Annotated in this window: 16 protein-coding genes; 15 read left to right on the top strand and 1 reads right to left on the bottom strand. The window is 58.0% G+C overall.

Annotation, left to right across the window (positions count from 1 at the left end; genetic code table 11):
- Positions 1 to 53: 53 nt before the first annotated feature.
- Complete coding sequence (locus AC1965_RS04705) at positions 54 to 866, bottom strand: lytic transglycosylase domain-containing protein (protein WP_483886136.1); 813 nt, start codon at positions 864 to 866, stop codon at positions 54 to 56.
- Between the two features lie 363 nt (positions 867 to 1229).
- Here AC1965_RS04705 and AC1965_RS04700 point away from each other — a divergent pair, with 363 nt between their 5' ends.
- The 15 genes from AC1965_RS04700 (at position 1230) to AC1965_RS04630 (ending at position 16784) form a co-directional block, all read left to right on the top strand.
- A complete protein-coding gene (locus AC1965_RS04700) occupies positions 1230 to 1400 on the top strand; it encodes a hypothetical protein (RefSeq protein ID WP_483886135.1) in 171 nt (56 codons plus the stop codon).
- 79 nt (positions 1401 to 1479) lie between these two features.
- On the top strand, positions 1480 to 1713 hold the full coding sequence (locus AC1965_RS04695; RefSeq protein ID WP_483886134.1) for a hypothetical protein: 234 nt from the start codon (positions 1480 to 1482) through the stop codon (positions 1711 to 1713).
- Between the two features lie 153 nt (positions 1714 to 1866).
- Complete coding sequence (gene cpaB / locus AC1965_RS04690) at positions 1867 to 2724, top strand: Flp pilus assembly protein CpaB (RefSeq protein ID WP_483886133.1); 858 nt, start codon at positions 1867 to 1869, stop codon at positions 2722 to 2724.
- 205 nt (positions 2725 to 2929) lie between these two features.
- Complete coding sequence (locus tag AC1965_RS04685) at positions 2930 to 4366, top strand: type II and III secretion system protein family protein (RefSeq protein WP_483886132.1); 1437 nt, start codon at positions 2930 to 2932, stop codon at positions 4364 to 4366.
- Positions 4353 to 5051 carry an OmpA family protein gene (locus AC1965_RS04680; RefSeq protein WP_483886984.1) on the top strand — a complete coding sequence of 233 codons (699 nt, stop codon included), beginning with the start codon at positions 4353 to 4355 and terminating at the stop codon, positions 5049 to 5051. The genes AC1965_RS04685 and AC1965_RS04680 overlap by 14 nt, the downstream gene beginning before the upstream one ends.
- A 297-nt stretch (positions 5052 to 5348) precedes the next feature.
- Positions 5349 to 6590: a CpaE/TadZ family protein gene (locus tag AC1965_RS04675; protein WP_483886131.1), complete on the top strand. Its 1242-nt coding sequence runs from the start codon at positions 5349 to 5351 to the stop codon at positions 6588 to 6590.
- Positions 6591 to 6614: 24 nt separating this feature from the next.
- Positions 6615 to 8054 (top strand): TadA family conjugal transfer-associated ATPase, encoded by a 1440-nt coding sequence (locus tag AC1965_RS04670; protein ID WP_483886130.1) that lies wholly within the window; start codon positions 6615 to 6617, stop codon positions 8052 to 8054.
- 64 nt (positions 8055 to 8118) lie between these two features.
- Entirely contained in the window at positions 8119 to 9081 is a 963-nt protein-coding gene (locus AC1965_RS04665; protein WP_483886129.1) for a type II secretion system F family protein, read from the top strand.
- Between the two features lie 12 nt (positions 9082 to 9093).
- On the top strand, positions 9094 to 10071 hold the full coding sequence (locus AC1965_RS04660) for a type II secretion system F family protein (RefSeq protein ID WP_483886128.1): 978 nt from the start codon (positions 9094 to 9096) through the stop codon (positions 10069 to 10071).
- Positions 10071 to 10673 (top strand): tetratricopeptide repeat protein, encoded by a 603-nt coding sequence (locus AC1965_RS04655; protein ID WP_483886127.1) that lies wholly within the window; start codon positions 10071 to 10073, stop codon positions 10671 to 10673. The genes AC1965_RS04660 and AC1965_RS04655 overlap by 1 nt, the downstream gene beginning before the upstream one ends.
- Positions 10674 to 10702: 29 nt before the next feature.
- Positions 10703 to 11554, top strand: coding sequence for a tetratricopeptide repeat protein (locus AC1965_RS04650; RefSeq protein WP_483886126.1), 852 nt, complete (start codon positions 10703 to 10705; stop codon positions 11552 to 11554).
- A gap of 4 nt (positions 11555 to 11558) precedes the next feature.
- Positions 11559 to 12053 carry a prepilin peptidase gene (locus AC1965_RS04645; RefSeq protein WP_483886125.1) on the top strand — a complete coding sequence of 165 codons (495 nt, stop codon included), beginning with the start codon at positions 11559 to 11561 and terminating at the stop codon, positions 12051 to 12053.
- 78 nt (positions 12054 to 12131) lie between these two features.
- On the top strand, positions 12132 to 13439 hold the full coding sequence (locus tag AC1965_RS04640) for an ATPase (protein ID WP_483886124.1): 1308 nt from the start codon (positions 12132 to 12134) through the stop codon (positions 13437 to 13439).
- 10 nt (positions 13440 to 13449) lie between these two features.
- Entirely contained in the window at positions 13450 to 14235 is a 786-nt protein-coding gene (locus AC1965_RS04635; protein ID WP_483886123.1) for an NAD(P)-dependent oxidoreductase, read from the top strand.
- A gap of 95 nt (positions 14236 to 14330) precedes the next feature.
- On the top strand, positions 14331 to 16784 hold the full coding sequence (locus tag AC1965_RS04630; protein WP_483886122.1) for a ligase-associated DNA damage response DEXH box helicase: 2454 nt from the start codon (positions 14331 to 14333) through the stop codon (positions 16782 to 16784).
- Positions 16785 to 16999 lie beyond the last annotated feature (215 nt).

The raw sequence follows: 16999 nt of genomic DNA, 5'->3' as shown, positions 1-16999 counted from the left end.
GGGGGACAACCCCACCTGCACGACGCGTTCGACATCGTGCAGGCGACAACGGGTCAGTTCAGGGCGGCAAAGACGCAGCCATCGCTGATCAGCTCTGGCGGTGTCAGGCACAGCCCCTTGGCAACCTGGAACGCGGCCAGCACCTTGGGCACATAATCGCGGGTTTCGGCAAAGGGCGGCACGCCATCGTGTTTGCGAACCGAGCCCTCGCCGGCATTATACCCTGCCAGCACCAGGATCGGATCACGGTCGAAATGCCCCATGAGCCAGTTCAGGTATTTGACCCCGCCGCCGATGTTCTGCGTCGCCACCAGACTGTCAGTCACGCCAAACCGCGCGGCGGTGTCGGGCATCAGTTGCATCAGCCCCTGTGCCCCAGCCTTGCTGACGGCATCGACACGGCCGGCTGATTCCACCGTTATCACGGCCAGCACCAGTGCGGGCGACACTTCGGTCCCGATCGTCGCGCGCAGGATGTCGATGCCATTGGCGCGGGCGATATCCTGCATTTGTTGCAAACGTGGGGCAGGCACAGGCGATGTGCCGCCAGCCAAGGTCGCCATCGCCAGTTCCAATCGGCCCGGCCCCGCCTTGGCCGCTGTGGGTGATACCTTGTCCCAGAACCAATCGAACTGCCCCGGTGCCAGCGGGGCGATGGCCCCCGATGGGGTAAGCACCGCCGCAGGCGCGGGCGCAGGTTTGGCCTGGGCGGCGGGGTCGATCTGAATGGTAATGCGTTTGGCGCCCGGTTTGGGCGGCGAGATACGTTTGGCCGCGAAATCCGCAAACGGTTTTGGCCCTGCATCAGCCCCCTGGCCTATCGCCAGCAGGCCTGCAATCAGCCCCGATGCCAGAAAACGTATCATTTTGCCTGTCCTGCTCTGCGTCTTATGCGCTTTTGCCCGCTAATATCTCATGAAAGACCCTCTCAAACCAACAAATCAAGGCAGCAATCATGGCATTTTCGCCATATTTGCCGTCTGAAATTCAGGTTTTCAGTTAGTCCAAAAGTTTATAATTGATTAATTTCGTTTCTTTTCAACGCCTTGCGAAAAATATCTTAAAAAAACTGCTTCAAGCTCAAATGTCATATTTGACGCCAAATTCACGCCCCATTCACCCGGCTATATAGCGTCATACCAAGTCGAACAGGTGCTGATTGAGAGTGAGGCACCAAACGGACGACGGGGTTAGAACTTAAAACTTAATGATCCTTGGAGGGACATACCATGATGAACTTTATCAAAAACTTTCGTAACGACGAAGACGGCGCCGTAACAGTTGACTGGGTTGTGCTGACCGCCGCCGTTGTTGGCCTGGCCGTTGCTGCCTATTCCTCGATCGAAACAAGCGCGACAGCTCTGACCGGTCGTACAGCTGCGATCATCGACCTCGAGTAATTCGGTCTGATTTGATCGAAACATAGGAACGGCCCCAGCGGTCCTTCCGATCTCGATCCTAGGGGGCCACTTCCAGCAAATGGATGTGGCCCCTTTTTTTTCACAAGACTACTGCCACCTGGAGAAGATTATGCAAACCTCGCTCAAGCTTTTTTTAAAAGATGAAACCGGCGCGGTTACCGTGGACTGGGTTGTGCTAACTGCTGCGGTTGTTGGCCTGGCGCTTCTGCTTGTAAGTGCATTGCAAACGGCATCCGTCGGCGCGGGCGACTCCCTTGGCACGATGCTGATGGCGCGGTTCTTCCCAGGTTAACCTGAGAGTACGCCACGCACCGCTTGCTGGTGCGAATTTGCGAACAATCGCCCTTCTCACGACCTAATGTCGCCATAGTCCGACGCTATACCATTGGGAGTAATGAAAAGGTTCGGGTATTCCCCGGCAGACCAGAAACAATGAGGTGACAAAATGCGGGCCGTATTTGGATTGGTCCTTTTGGTGGGTATCGCACTTGCCGGTGGGGCCGTTTATCTGGCGAAAGACCAGATCGCTCAATATCAGGCAGCCAATGCCCAAGCGCAGGCTGCGCTGGCAAAGGTTGTGCCAACCAAAACCGTCTGGGTGGCCGACAAGCCGCTGAAGTATGGCCAGCAGTTGACGCGTGAGGATGTGCGCGAAGTGGCATGGCCCGAAAACGCCATTCCCGAAGGCACCTTCCTTGAAGAAGCGACCCTTTTCCCCGAAAATACCGCAGAGCTGCGCGTCGTCTTGCGAAGCATCGAAAAGGACGAGGCCATCATGGCGGTCAAGGTGACAGAACCCGGCGAAGATTCCGGCCTGACATCGCGCCTGGAACGCGGCATGCGTGCCTTTACCATCAAAGTTGACGTCTCCAGCGGCGTTTCTGGATTTCTGCGTCCTGGTGACAAGGTCGACGTCTATTGGACCGGTCAAGTCAATCTGGGCGGCCAGACAAGAAGTGGTGAGGTCACCAAGCTGATCGAGGCGGGCGTCAAACTGATCGCCATCGACCAAAGCGCCAATTCGCTGGTCGACGAGGCATCTATCGCAAAAACTGTCACCGTGGCCGTCAGCCCACAACAGGTTGCTGCCTTCGCCCAAGCCCAGTCGACAGGCAATTTGTCATTGTCGCTGGTCGGTGCATACGACGATACGATTGCCGAAGCGATTGAGGTAGATCAGCGGTCGCTCTTGGGCATTGCCGCGCAAGAAACCATCGCTGAAGTGGCCCAAGAGAAGGTATGCACTATCCGCACCCGCCGCGGTGCCGAAGTGGTCGAAGTGCCAATCGCCTGCACAAACTGAATTAAAATCAAACTGTTACAAACCACTAAATCAAACGCCGCGGGCTCCGCGGCGTTTTCTACGTCAGGGTTATGTTGCCAATTGCCCACATAGCCACCTCTGCCCGGCACCATGATTCTTGCAATAAAAATGGAATTGCCGCAGAGTGTTCCAAACGACGGGCGCTAAGACCCTATTCCGAGGCGTGATCAAAAAGGCAGGTCACATGAAAATCGATAGATTTCTAAGAGCAGCCCTTGTTGGGTTGACATTGAGTGCCGTGCCATTGGCACTAACGGTACCAGCACCGGCATTTGCGGACACGCTGCGGATCGTGAAGAAGGGCACCAACTCCACCCTCGACGTCCCGATGAACCGGGCAGTCGTGGTTGAAAGCGACATTCCTTTTGCAGAACTCAGTATCGCAAATCCGGGCATCGCAGATATTTCATCTTTGTCCGATCGCACAATCTATGTCCTGGGCAAGTCGCCGGGGCTGACGACGCTGACGTTGCTGGACGCCGGGGGTCAGTTGATCACCAACGTTGACGTGCGGGTCGCGGCAGATGTTTCCGAATTCAAAGAACGGCTGCGGCAAATTTTGCCCGGCGAGAATATCGAAGTACGCACGGCAAACGACGGCATCGTCTTGTCAGGCATCGTGTCATCGACACAGCGGTTGCAGCGCGCGCTTGATTTGGCCGAGCGCTACGCCCCTGAACGTGTCTCCAACTTGATGAGCGTTGGCGGCATTCAACAGGTCATGATGAAGGTACGCTTTGCCGAAATGCAGCGAAACGTGTCGAAATCACTCGGCGCGTCGCTTGCGTTAAATGGTGCCATCGGCGGCACCGGCATCAATGGCGGGACCGGCACAACCAACACAGCCGGCGGCGTCGCCGGGTCATTGGGTGGCACGATCCCCACCACAAACCAGAATACCGGCGCCGTGCTCTTTGGCTTTAACGCAGGGTCGACCCAGGTGGGCATCTTGCTGGAAGCGTTGGAGCAAAAAGGTGTTGTTAGGTTTCTGGCCGAACCAAACCTCGTTGCGCTGTCCGGCCAAGAGGCGCGGTTCCTTGCGGGGGGCGAATACCCGGTGCCGGTGGCCCAAACTGGCGACAGAATTTCCATTGAATTCAAGCCTTTCGGTGTTGAACTTACCTTTGTCCCCCGTGTGGTCGACAAAGATCTGATCAATCTTGAAATGAACGCAGCCGTGTCGGCGATCGACCCAACCAATAGTATCTCGCTCGGCAACGGGATCGAGATTTCTGCCTTTACCCGGCGCGAGACATCTACAACCGTAGAAATGCGCGACGGCGAAAGCTTTGCCATTGCGGGGCTGCTGACCGACGACTTTACCGACAATTCGCGGCAGTTGCCTTGGATTGGTGATGTGCCGGTCCTTGGCGCGTTGTTCCGGTCGGCGGACTATCAGCGCAGCCAGACGGAACTTGTGATTATTGTCACGGCGCATCTGGTCACCCCTACCCGCGGCGAAGCCTTGGCTCTGCCGACGGACCGGATCAAACCACCCACGGAAAAAGACCTGTTCCTGTACGGGCGCACCGCCGACGGCACCCGGGCCCCGAAAAAAGGCGCAGCAGGTGAAGTGGCAAAGCAAGATTTTGGTGGCTCCTATGGCTATGTACTGGATTGATCCCATGAAAAGCGCGACAGCCCGGAAAATTTTCAGCATCGGCACTCTGACGGGGGCATTAGGCCTTGCGGCCTGCTCGCCCAGCAACGATCCGGTTTACACTCAATTCTATCGCGAAGCCGGTTCGATCACCGACACCGGCAATTTCGGCAACGCGACATTGAACAACCGCCAGATCATGACCGGTGAAAAGCAGTACACGCTGGATCTGGCCAAGCGTTTCGCGGCAGAAGTCAATTCGACCGTGACCTTTGCGTTCAACTCAGCGCAGTTGGATGCAAACGCCCAGGCGGTCCTACGACAGCAAGCAACCTGGATCAGACAATTCCCGGAAATTCGCTTCCGTGTCTTTGGTCATACCGATCTGGTTGGATCAAACGCATACAACCGCTCTTTGGGACTGAAACGCGCCAACGCCGTCGTTGCCTATTTGTCGGGCTTGGGCATCAGCCGAAGCCGTCTGGAGGCCGTTGTTTCCTTTGGCGAAACCCAGCCACTGATCGTCACCCAAGGTCGCGAACGCCGGAACCGGCGCACCGTGACCGAAGTGAGCGGTTTCGTTGGGCGCCATCCCACCGTGCTGGATGGTAAATACGCACAGATCATCTACCGCGAATACATTGCCAGCGCCGTACCTGTTTCCACATTGAGTGACGGGCTGACTGCTGGCGCCGGCACCGAATAACGCAAAGAGACATCTCGAAAGAAGCGCCGCGTCCTTGATGCGGCGCTTCTCGTTTTGGGGCCATCCGCCGCTTTGCCCCGCTGTCCAATCCCGCTTCTTTTTGCTTATCGTTTCAAGATACCCAACAATCGAAGCTTTTTGGCCCCAATCTCGCCCAAGTTCGGTGTGATATTAGCTTCAATAGGACAGATGTGTCCGACCTGATGGTCGGGCATGCAAGCCGCAGAAGGCAGGGATTGGTGCATCAGATATCAGCCCCCTTTTGCCAAGCCGTTGAACAGTAAAGGATAAAAGGTCATGAGCAGCAGTATGCCACAGCCGGAGACGGCGCCCATCGTCGCCTGTACGATCAGCCGTGATGTGCAAAACTTTGACCTGTTGATCGAGGACATGGAAGCGACCTTGGGTGAAAGCTGGGGCGATCTCGGTTTTGCCGAAGCTTTGGCCTTTTTCAGTCAGCCAGAGGCGGAGGCGATGGAATTTGTCGCCCTCGCAATCGACGAAACTGACGAGGAAAACCTTGTCTTGATGAGCGAGATCATCAGCCAGGCCAAATCGCGTGACATCAAGGTGATCCTGATCGCCGAGGACGTGACGCCAGCCGCACTTCATTCCCTGCTTCGCCAAGGCGCGGACGAATTCGTCCCCTACCCGCTGCCCGAAGGTGAACTGGCTCAGGCTATCGCCCGCGTCCGCGCTACCGATCAGGCACCGGAACCGGCAGAAGTTGCCAAGGCTCCGACCCTCAAGGCCGGCGCACACAAGGATGGCGCGATGATCGTGGTGCATGGTCTTGCCGGTGGCACCGGGGCGACCACACTTGCCGTCAACCTGGCGTGGGAACTGGCAAATGTAGATAAGAAAAACCCGCCATCCGTCTGCCTGCTGGATCTTGATCTGCAATTTGGCGCCGTCGCGACCTTCCTTGATCTGCCACGCCGCGAAGTTGTCTATGACATGCTGTCAGACACTGAAACGATGGACGAAGAGATTTTTGGCCAGGCGTTGCAGACCTTTGATGAAAAGCTTCACGTGCTCACCGCCCCTGCCGACATGCTGCCGCTGGATCTGATCACCTCCGAGGACGTGAACCGTATTCTGGATATCGCGCGCAATCAGTTCGATTACGTCATCGTCGATATGCCCTCGACGCTGGTGCAATGGTCCGAAACGGTGCTGAGCAACGCACATGTGTATTTCGCGATGCTGGAACTCGACATGCGCTCGGCGCAGAATGCTTTGCGGTTCAAGCGCGCCCTGCAATCCGAAGAACTGCCCGTAGAGAAGCTGCGGTATGTCATGAACCGCGCGCCAAAATTCACTGATCTGAATGCCAAGAGCCGGGTCAAGCGTATGGCGGAATCGCTGAGCATCTCGATTGACGTACAATTGCCGGACGGCGGTAAACCGATCACGCAAGCCAACGACCACGGTCTGCCGCTGGCCAGCTCCGCCCCGAAAAGCCCGCTGCGGCGTGAGATCGCCAAACTGGCGGCCTCCATCCATGACCTCAAGGGTGATCAGGCGCAGGCTGCCTGATCCTCGCATTGAAAGAGCGTTCCGATGTTTTCAAAGTATAAAAAATCAGCAGACGTCAAAGCTGAAGCGGCCAATGTCACGAAGTTGGCTGCGGCCGCCCCGAAGCCCAAGGTCGATGCCCCCAAGCCCGCATCAATGCGCAGAGCACTGAAACCTGCGGCGGCGGCACCCGTGGACAAAGAGGTGAAGCGCAAGCAGCGCATGTCTGAGATCAAGCTGGAATTGCACCGCGCACTGCTTGATAACCTGAACCTGGCCGCGCTTGAACATGCCACCGAAGCCGATTTGCGTCAGGAAATCAACGAAATCGCGGTCGAAATTCTCGAAGAGAAAAGCATCGTCCTGAACCGCGAAGACCGGATGACGCTGAACTCCGAACTTTATGACGAGGTGACGGGTCTTGGCCCGTTGGAAACCTTGCTGAAAGATGAAACCGTCAACGATATTCTGGTCAACGGCCCACAGCAGATTTTTGTCGAACGCGCTGGCAAGCTGGAACTGACGGATGTGACGTTCAAGGACGAACGTCACCTGCTGCGCATCATCGACAAGATCGTGTCGGCCGTGGGTCGTCGCGTTGACGAATCCAACCCCTATGTCGATGCGCGCCTGAAAGACGGGTCACGCTTTAACGCCATGGTGCCCCCGGTTGCGGTGGATGGCAGCCTTGTCTCCATTCGTAAGTTCAAAAAGGACAAGCTCGGCATCGACGATCTGGTCAACTTTGGCGCCTTCACTGAAGAAATGGCCGCCTATTTGCAGGCCGCCGTGGCGACCCGCCTGAATATCATCGTGTCGGGTGGTACAGGGTCGGGTAAGACAACCACGCTCAACGCGCTGTCGTCGTTTATCGACAACGCCGAACGCATTCTGACGATCGAAGACACCGCCGAACTTCAGCTGCAACAGACCCACGTCGGCCGGATGGAAAGCCGCCCGCCCAACGTCGAAGGCAAAGGCGAAGTATCGCCGCGCGACTGTTTGAAAAACGCCCTGCGGATGCGCCCTGACCGGATCATCGTTGGCGAAACACGTGGCGAGGAAGTGATCGACATGCTTCAGGCCATGAACACTGGCCATGACGGTTCCATGACGACGATCCACGCGAACTCTGCTCGGGACGGTGTGTCGCGTCTGGAAAACATGATCGCCATGGCCGGTATCGAAATGCCACTCAAGGCGGTCCGCAGCCAGATTTCATCGGCCGTTAATCTGATCGTGCAGGCCAGTCGCTTGCAGGACGGTTCACGCCGCATGACGTCGATCACCGAAATCACCGGGATGGAAGGTGAAGTGATCTCGATGCAGGAAATCTTTCGCTATCAGCGGGTTGGCCTGACACCGGACAACAAGATCATTGGCCATTTTACCGCTACGGGTGTGCGCAGCCACTATGCAGAACGGTTCCGGATGTGGGGCTACGATTTGCCTGCGTCCATCTACGAACCCATCGCCGCCCAGTAGCGCAAACCATGCGCTTTGGGCGCGACAAGCTCCATGCGCCTAAGGCGCAAAAAGGAATGATGACATGAGTGCCGAACCAATTATTTATGGGCTGATCTTCGTCGGCGTGCTGGTGCTGGTCGAAGGCATCTATCTGGTTGCTTTCGGGAAATCTATCAGCCTCAACAGCCGGGTAAACCGGCGGCTTGAGATGCTGGAAAAGGGCACCCGCCGCGAAGAAGTGTTGGACAAGCTGCGCAAGGAAATGCAGCAGCACATGAATGCGCGCTCCATCCCGCTGTATTCGCTTCTGTCCGAACGTGCCCAGAAAGCCGCGATAGCCTTTACGCCTAAACAGCTGATCATGATCATGGGGGCGCTGGCGGTCATCGCATTTTTGGGCCTGACGATCGGCACCGAAACCGATGCACCCGTGCGCGCGCTGTTGTCGGTCGCCATCGGGGTTGGGGCCGTCTTTATCTGGGTGTCTATGAAGGCCGGCAAACGCATGGGCATGATCGAAGAACAACTGCCCGATGCGGTCGAACTGATGGTGCGCTCGCTCAAGGTGGGACACCCGTTCACCAACGCGATCTCCATCGTGTCCAAAGAGATCCAGGACCCGCTGGCCTCAGAGTTTGGCGTGATCGCCGACGAAGCTGCCTATGGCCGCGACGTCGGTGAGGCGCTCAAGGACATGGCCGAACGGCTCGACATGCAGGATTTGCGCTTTCTTGCGGTGGCGGTCACGATCCAGCAGCAATCAGGCGGTAACCTTGCCGAAATTCTGGCCGGTCTGGCCAAGGTGATCCGGGCGCGGTTCCGACTGTTCCGCCGGGTCAAGGCGATCACGGCCGAGGCCAAATGGTCGGGCAAATTCCTGTCCGGTTTCCCACTGATGGCATTGGTGGTGATCAACCTGGGCGATCCGCACTATTACGATGGCGTACGTGATCACCCTTGGTTCATCCCCGCATGTTTTGTCGTCGGCATCTTCCTTGCGGCGAACCTGTTCGTGATGCGCATTCTCACAAATATCAAAGTGTAAGGGGCAACCGAAATGGATTTCCTGACCAATATCAATGCCAGCATCAGCGCCACGCTTGGGCCGATGGGCCTGATTATCATCGTCGGCGTTCTTGGGCTTGCGCTGGTGGCGATCACAGTCGCCATGATGTTGCGCCAACCCGAAGACCCGCTGACCAAGCTCAAGCGCGCCAGCGCAAGCCCCTCGGGCGTCGATCCCCGCAAGAAGCTGCGCCAGTCTGATCACAACGAGCAGTTGCAGAAATTCGCCAAATTCCTTGAACCTGATAACGTGGCCGAGTTAAGCGCCAAACAACTGTTGTTGCGTCAAGCGGGCTATCAATCGCGTGATGCGGTGCGCATCTTTTACTTTGCGCAGTTTCTGTTGGGGATTTTCGGCTTGGTCGCCGGTGTGGTCTACGTCAATTTTCTGGGCGGCGGCGAAGGGCTGAGCACCCAAAAGACGATGATGTATACCATCGGTCCGGGTGCCATCGGGTACTACCTGCCGAAATACTGGGTCACCCGCCGCGTCGAAGCACGCAAAGAAGAGATTACCCGTGGTTTCCCCGATGCGTTGGACATGATGCTGGTCTGTGTTGAGGCCGGTCAGTCGCTGGACCAGTGTATCGTGCGCGTGGCACGTGAATTGCGCGCCTCCTACCTGGCCCTGTCCGAAGAATTTGAAATCGTCGCCTACGAAATGAAGGCCGGTAAGGACAAGATTACCGTGCTCAACGACATGGGCGAACGGTGTGGTGTGCAGGATGTCCAGTCGTTCGTGACCGTTCTGGTACAATCGGCCGCCTTTGGTACGTCGATTTCCGATGCGTTGCGCGTCTACGCCGAGGAAATGCGCGACAAACGTGTGATGCGCGCCGAAGAGGCCGCAAACAAGTTGCCAACCAAGATGACCCTTGCCACAATGGGCCTGACCGTGCCGCCGCTCTTGATCATTCTGGTCGGGCCGTCGGCAAAAGGGATCGCAGACCTAGGCACCATGGGGCAATAATGGCTTTAATATTCCGGCGCAACCCGTTCTGCGCCGTCCTACCGGGCCTCTTCTTGGCCTTTGGTTTGGCCGCCTGTTCTCCGGGCGGCTTTTCCGCATCCGGTTTTGCCAAAGACCGCGACAACCCTTACGCCCCCGGTGTAAACCAACGCAAATCTGCCGAAGACGGGGTTGAGGTGGGGCATCGCCTGATGGCGGCCGGTCAATATGAACTGGCCATCAAATCCTTTAACAGGGCAGCGTTGGATCAGGGCTTGGACGCCGAAATCCTGTCTGCGCTTGGCACCGCCAACCTCGGGCTTGGTCGGCTGGGACAGGCCGAAACCTTGCTACGGCGCGCGGTAGAGCAAGAGGAAACCAGCCCGGAAGACTGGAACAACCTGGGCGTGGTGCTGATGGAGCGCGGAAAAAACGCCGAAGCCGAGCAGATTTTTCGCAAAGCCTATGCGCTGGACAATGGCGAAAGTGACGCAATCCGGGACAATCTGCGCTTAGCACTCGCAAAATCTGAAAATTCTGCTATCACAGAGCTTGACGACACCAATAATTATAAATTGATGCGGCGCGGCGCAGGCGATTATCTGATCCGGTCAGCATCATAATCAAGGCAGAGCAGTAAAAGGACGCAAAAATGCGCCATCCCTATATTCTGGCCGTCTGCATTGCAGGCGTCACCGCTGTAGCAGGCTGCGGCGAAAAGAACGCAAACGCCACCGTCGAACGCGCCTTTAAAGACGTGAACGTGGTGGATGAAACCAACCTTTCCGATGTGATGCTGACCGTCGCGGACCCGAACGAAGCGGTGACCTATTTCGCACGTTCAGCAAAGCAGGACCCGACACGCATTGATCACCAGCGGGGTCTAGCCTCGTCGCTGATCCGCGCCAAGAGGGTCACGGAAGGTGTCGTCGAATGGTCAAAAGTGACCAAAATGAAGGACGCAACGCCTGACGACAGTGTCGAACATGCGGACGCTCTGATCCGCTCGGGTGACTGGGCGACAGCGGAAAAAGTTCTGAATACGATCCCGCCCACGCACGAGACATTTTCGCGCTACCGGCTCGAGGCTCTGGTTTCGGACAGCAAGCAAGACTGGAAAAAATCCGACAGTTTCTATGAAATTGCTGTTGGGCTGACCACCACACCTGCATCGGTCATGAACAACTGGGGCTATTCCAAGCTGACGCGCGGCGATTACAACGACGCCGAACGCCTGTTCTCTGAAGCAATCCGGCAGGACCCGTCCCTGTTCACGGCCAAGAACAACCTCGTCTTGGCGCGAGCCGCGCAGCGCGACTATACGTTGCCCGTAATCTCGATGGATCAAACCGAACGCGCACTGCTGCTGCACACGATGGCTCTTTCGGCGATCAAAAAGGGCGATGTGGAGACCGGCAAGGGTCTGTTGCGTGAGGCGATAGACACCCATCCGCAGCATTTCGAAGCCGCCGTGCGGTCGCTTCGCGCGCTGGAAAACGGCTAGGGCGATGGCGATCACCGCCACCGCCGCTCTGTGGTTTCTGCCCTTTGTCTTGCCGATCTGTCTCTACGTCGCGTTCACGGATATGGCTCAGATGCGCATCACCAACCAGGCGGTCGTCGCTCTGGCTTTGGTGTTCATCATTCTGGGGCTCTTCGTGCTTCCCTTTGACACATATCTCTGGCGCTTGCTGGGCATGGTTATCGTGCTTGTCGCTGGCGTTGCGCTGAACACTGTCGGCGCCATGGGCGCAGGCGACGCCAAATTTGCCGCCGCCGCTGCGCCCTATGTGGCCCTTGGCGATCTGTGGGTGCTGCTGGTGCTGTATATGGCCGTCCTGCTGGCCGCCGTTGCCGCCCATCGCGGCGCGAAACATAGCCCCCTGCGCCGTCTCGCCCCAGACTGGAAAAGCTGGCATGTAGTCAAGAAGTTTCCGATGGGCCTCGCCTTGGGGCCGACACTGGCAATCTATCTTATCATGGGCGCACTCTATGGTGCCTGATTCACGCCATATTCAGTGTTTATTATGCAGTCTGAGCGCAAACAGCGCGCCCCGCCGGTTTTCGCATGGAGCAGTCAGATGAATATGCAGACCTCTACCGTGGTCGCCCCGCCGCCGCCCAAGCGTCTGGAAGACATGAAGTTGCCCATCGTAATGATGCGCGACATTCTGTTGAAAACCATCTTTCGCAAGAACGTCGACATGGTCAGCGAATTGGCAGCCGCCGTTTGTCTTCCCATCCAGGTCACTCAGGAACTGGTCGATATGGCCCGTACCCAGCGCCTGATCGAGGCGACCGGCACTCTCAACGCCAACAATGGCAACGAGATGGGCTATCAGCTGACCGATGCGGGCAAGGCGCGTGCGCTGGATGCTTTGGCGCAGTCTGAATATTTTGGCGCCATGCCGGTGCCGTTGGAAGTGTACAGCGAACAGGTCAAACGCCAATCTGTGCGCAACCTGCAAATCACCCGCGAACAACTGACCGGCGCAATGGGCCACCTTGTGCTGCCCGACAGCCTTCTGGACCACCTTGGGCCTGCGGTCTCTGCCGGTCGATCCATTCTGATGTACGGCCCTCCGGGCAACGGAAAATCAAGTATTTCCAACGGGATACGAGATGCACTAGGGGACCGAGTCTATGTACCCCGCGCGATTGAATATGCGTCGCAGGTGATCACGGTCTATGACCCCATCGTACATTCCGCCGCCGAAAACGAAGTGCAGGATCCGACATCTCTGCGCCGCGTGACGCGCTATGACAGTCGGTATGTCTGCTGCGAGCGCCCTACGGTAATTACAGGCGGCGAATTGTCTCTGTCGATGCTTGATCTGGTCTACAACCCCACGGCACGCACTTATCAGGCGCCGTTGCAGTTGAAATCGACCGGCGGCATCTTCATCGTCGATGACCTTGGCCGCCAAGCGGAATCACCCCAAAGTTTGGTGAACCGCTGGATCGTACCACTGGAAGAAAGCAAAGACATTCTTGCCCTGCAATCGGGTGAAAAATTCGAAGTCCCTTTCGATACGCTGGTGATTTTCTCCACCAACTTCCACCCAAACAAGATTTTTGACCAAGCGGCACTGCGCCGGATCTTTTTCAAGATCAAGATTGACGGGCCAAACCAAGAAAACTTCCTGAAAATCTTCGCCATGGTGGCCCGCAAACGCAAGATGCCACTGGACGAGGCGACACTGGTGCACCTGCTTAAGGTGAAATATCCGACCATCGACAATATTTATGCCAACTATCAGCCGATCTTTCTAATCGACCAGATGATTTCGATCTGCGAATTCGAGGGCATCCCTTATCAAATGACCCCCGATCTGGTCGATCGCGCCTGGGCGAACATGTTTGTCAAAGACGAGGCAATCGTTAATTGATCGTCATTCAATGATCGGGCTGGCAGGCTGTGGCCGCATGGGCGCGCCGATGCTGACCGCCCTGCGCGCTGCAGGTTTCGACGCCAAAGGATTTGACGTACGCCCCGTCGCGCACCCCGGCATCATCACCGACCCTGAGGCATTCCGCAGCCAGATTGCTACGCTCATCACCGTAGTGCGCGACATCGACGAGACCGAAGACGTCTTGTTCGGCGCGCAGCATTTTCTTGATGCACCAAACCTGACCCGCGTGATCATTTGTTCGACCCTGTCACCGCGGTATGTCGTCGGCCTGCGTGCGCGTGTTGCACCGCATGTTACTCTCATCGACGCCCCGATGTCCGGCGCACAGGTGGCCGCCCGCGAGGCGCGCCTGTCCTTTATGCTCGGCGGCGACGCCGCAGCATTGAACAACGCGCAGCCGTTGCTTGCTGCAATGGGCACATACTTTCACCACATGGGCGATTTTGGCGCAGGCATGCAGGCAAAGGTGTTAAACAATCTTTTGGCCGCTTCGCATACCGCAATGACACGGCTGGTGCTGGACTGGGGCGACGCCGCAGGGCTTGACCCAGAAAAACTGCTGGCACTGATCCATACCTCATCGGGACAAAACTGGTTTGCTTCGGGCTTTGACGACATAGAATTTGCCCGTGATGGACTGCGCACGGACAACAGCATCGGTATTCTGGTCAAGGACGTTGCCAGCGCCCTTGATGCCGCGCCGGATGCGGCGGACACGTCCCTGCCGGAAACCGTGCAGAAAGCACTCCGCGCTCTCAAGTCGCGCGGCTGATCCGGGCTTCACGTCACAAGATAAACCAATGGGGAATTGCCCAGAAGGGGCGATGGGGGCTGGCCGCTTTATGCTGCGGTGCTACATTGCCCAACATGCGCGATTTACCCCCTAAATTCTCCGATTGGTTCGCTTCCAAAGGCTGGTCCCTGCACCCGCACCAGCATGACATGTTGAACCGTGCCGACGACCCTGCCCTGCTGTTGATCGCGCCCACTGGCGGGGGCAAAACATTGGCCGGCTTCCTGCCCAGTCTTATAGATCTGGCCGAGGGCACCCACGACGGAATGCACACGCTCTACGTGTCACCCCTCAAAGCGCTGGCTGCGGATATCAAACGTAACCTGACGACACCAGTCACAGAAATGGGCTTGCCAATCCGCATTGACGACCGCACCGGCGACACCCCTCAATCGCGCCGCCGCCGCCAGCGCGCAGACCCGCCGCACATCCTGCTGACCACCCCCGAAAGCCTCGCATTGCTGACCTCCTACGAAGATGCGGCACGCACCTTCCGGGGGCTCAAACGCATTGTCATCGACGAAATCCACGCATTGGCCGAAAGCAAGCGCGGCGATCAGTTGATGCTGGCGCTGGCACGGTTGCAAACGCTCTGCCCCGGCCTGAAACGCGTGGGCCTTTCAGCCACGGTCGAAGACCCCGCCGCCATCGCCCATCTGATGGCACGACACCCCGACCCCTGCGCGGTGCTGTTGGCGGATCCCGGTCCGGCCCCCGACATCCAGATGCTGACCACCGATGAGGCCCCGCCCTGGGCCGGGGGTGGTGCCGCCTATGCGATACCCGCGGTATTGGAACAGGTCCGCCAACACCGGACGACGCTTATTTTTCACAACACCCGCGCGCAGGCCGAGATCTTTTTTCACAAGCTCTGGCTCGCCAACGATGACAGCTTGCCCATCGCCATCCATCACGGCAGCTTGGACCGCTCCCAGCGGGAAAGGGTCGAGGCGGCAATGGTGCGCGGCGACCTCCGCGCCATCGTCTGCACCGGCACGCTGGATCTGGGGATCGACTGGGGTGATGTGGATCTGATCATCCAGATCGGCGCGCCGAAGAACGTCAAACGTCTGGTCCAGCGCATTGGGCGTGCCAACCACCGCTACAACGCCCCCTCAAAGGCCCTGTTGGTGCCCGCCAATCGGTTTGAGGTGGTCGAATGTGTTGCTGCCCTTCAGGCGGTGCTGGCTGGGGCCCTGGATGGCGACCCGCGCGGCCCCGGCCCGCGTGATGTCTTGTGCCAGCATATCCTGATCACCGCCTGCGCAGGTCCGTTTCACGCGGACGACCTTTTTGCCGAAGTCACCTCTGCCGGGGCCTACGCCACGCTGCCACGCCGGGATTTTGACGCCTGTCTCGACTTCTGCGCCACTGGCGGCTACGCCCTGCGCGCTTACGACCGTTGGCAACGGCTGATCCAGCGCCCCGACGGCCAGTGGCACCTACGTGACCCGCGCAGCGCGCAACGCATCCGCATGAACATCGGCACGATCCAGGACAGCGACACGCTCAAGGTGCGCCTGAAACGTCAGCGCGGCGGCAAACCGCTCGGCGAGATCGAAGAAGGCTTTGCCGCGACCCTATCTGCCGGTGATACCTTTCTGATCGGCGGACAGATTGTGCGTTTCGAAGGCCTGCGCGAGATGACCGTCGAAGTGTCGCGCAACGCCGCAAAAAAGCCGCGCGTCGCTACCTTTATGGGTACGAAATTCGCCACCTCGACCCAACTGTCCGCGCGGGTGCAGCAAATGTTCACCAAGGACAGCTGGCCCGAACTGCCGCCGCACACGGCCAAATGGCTGGCATTGCAGCGCGAAGTCAGCCAATTGCCCCAACCCGGTCGCCTGCTGGTCGAAAGCTTCCCCCACGATGGCGCCGAACAGACGGTTTTCTATGGCTTTGCCGGGCGTAACGGGCAGCAGACCCTGGGGCTGCTGCTGACCAAGCGGATGGAGGATATGGGCCTGCGCCCCTTGGGATTTGTCGCAACCGATTATGCAACGCTGATATGGGGATTGGACGCGGTGACAGACCCAGCTCCATTGCTCGACCCTCTTGCGCTGCACGACGGGCTCGAAAGCTGGCTGGCGGGCAATGCGGTGATGAAACGCACCTTTCGTGCCGCTGCCACCATTGCTGGGCTGATCGAACGCAACACGCCGCAGGCGCGCAAGTCGGGGCGGCAGGCGACCTTCACCAGTGACATCCTCTATGACACGCTGCACCGATACGACCCGGACCATTTAATGCTGCAAATCACCCGCGAAGAGGCGATGCGCGGGCTGGTCGACTTTGGCCGCATCGAGGATATGCTGTCCCGTATCGCCGGGCGCATAGACCACCGCACCTTGCCCCGCGTCAGCCCCCTCTCGGCGCCGTTGTTTTTGGAAATGGGCCGCGTGCCGATCAAAGGTGTGGCCGAAGAAGACCTGCTGGCCCGCGAGGCCGAGCGACTTATGCAAACCGCCGGGCTCGCCGATATCACCCCGCCGCCATCAAACAAACCACGATGGCGGGCCAGATCGTGACCCAGCAGCGCCGCACCGTCATCCCGGCTGCGCAAAGGTATTTGAAAAAGGATGAAGGGGTTAAAGCAATGTTAACCACTTTTGGCCCAGCATGGCGCTGCGGTCCAGGCTGAGGAGCCGATGACCGTAAAGGATGAAGGCGCGCTCGATGGACAGGCTTCGCTTGCCCGCGGGTGCGCTTTCTGATCTTCATCCTTTTTCAAATACCTTTGCAC

This window comes from Sulfitobacter sp. KMM 9851, assembly GCF_057178245.1.
This window is presented reverse-complemented; position numbering and strand designations above follow the sequence as displayed.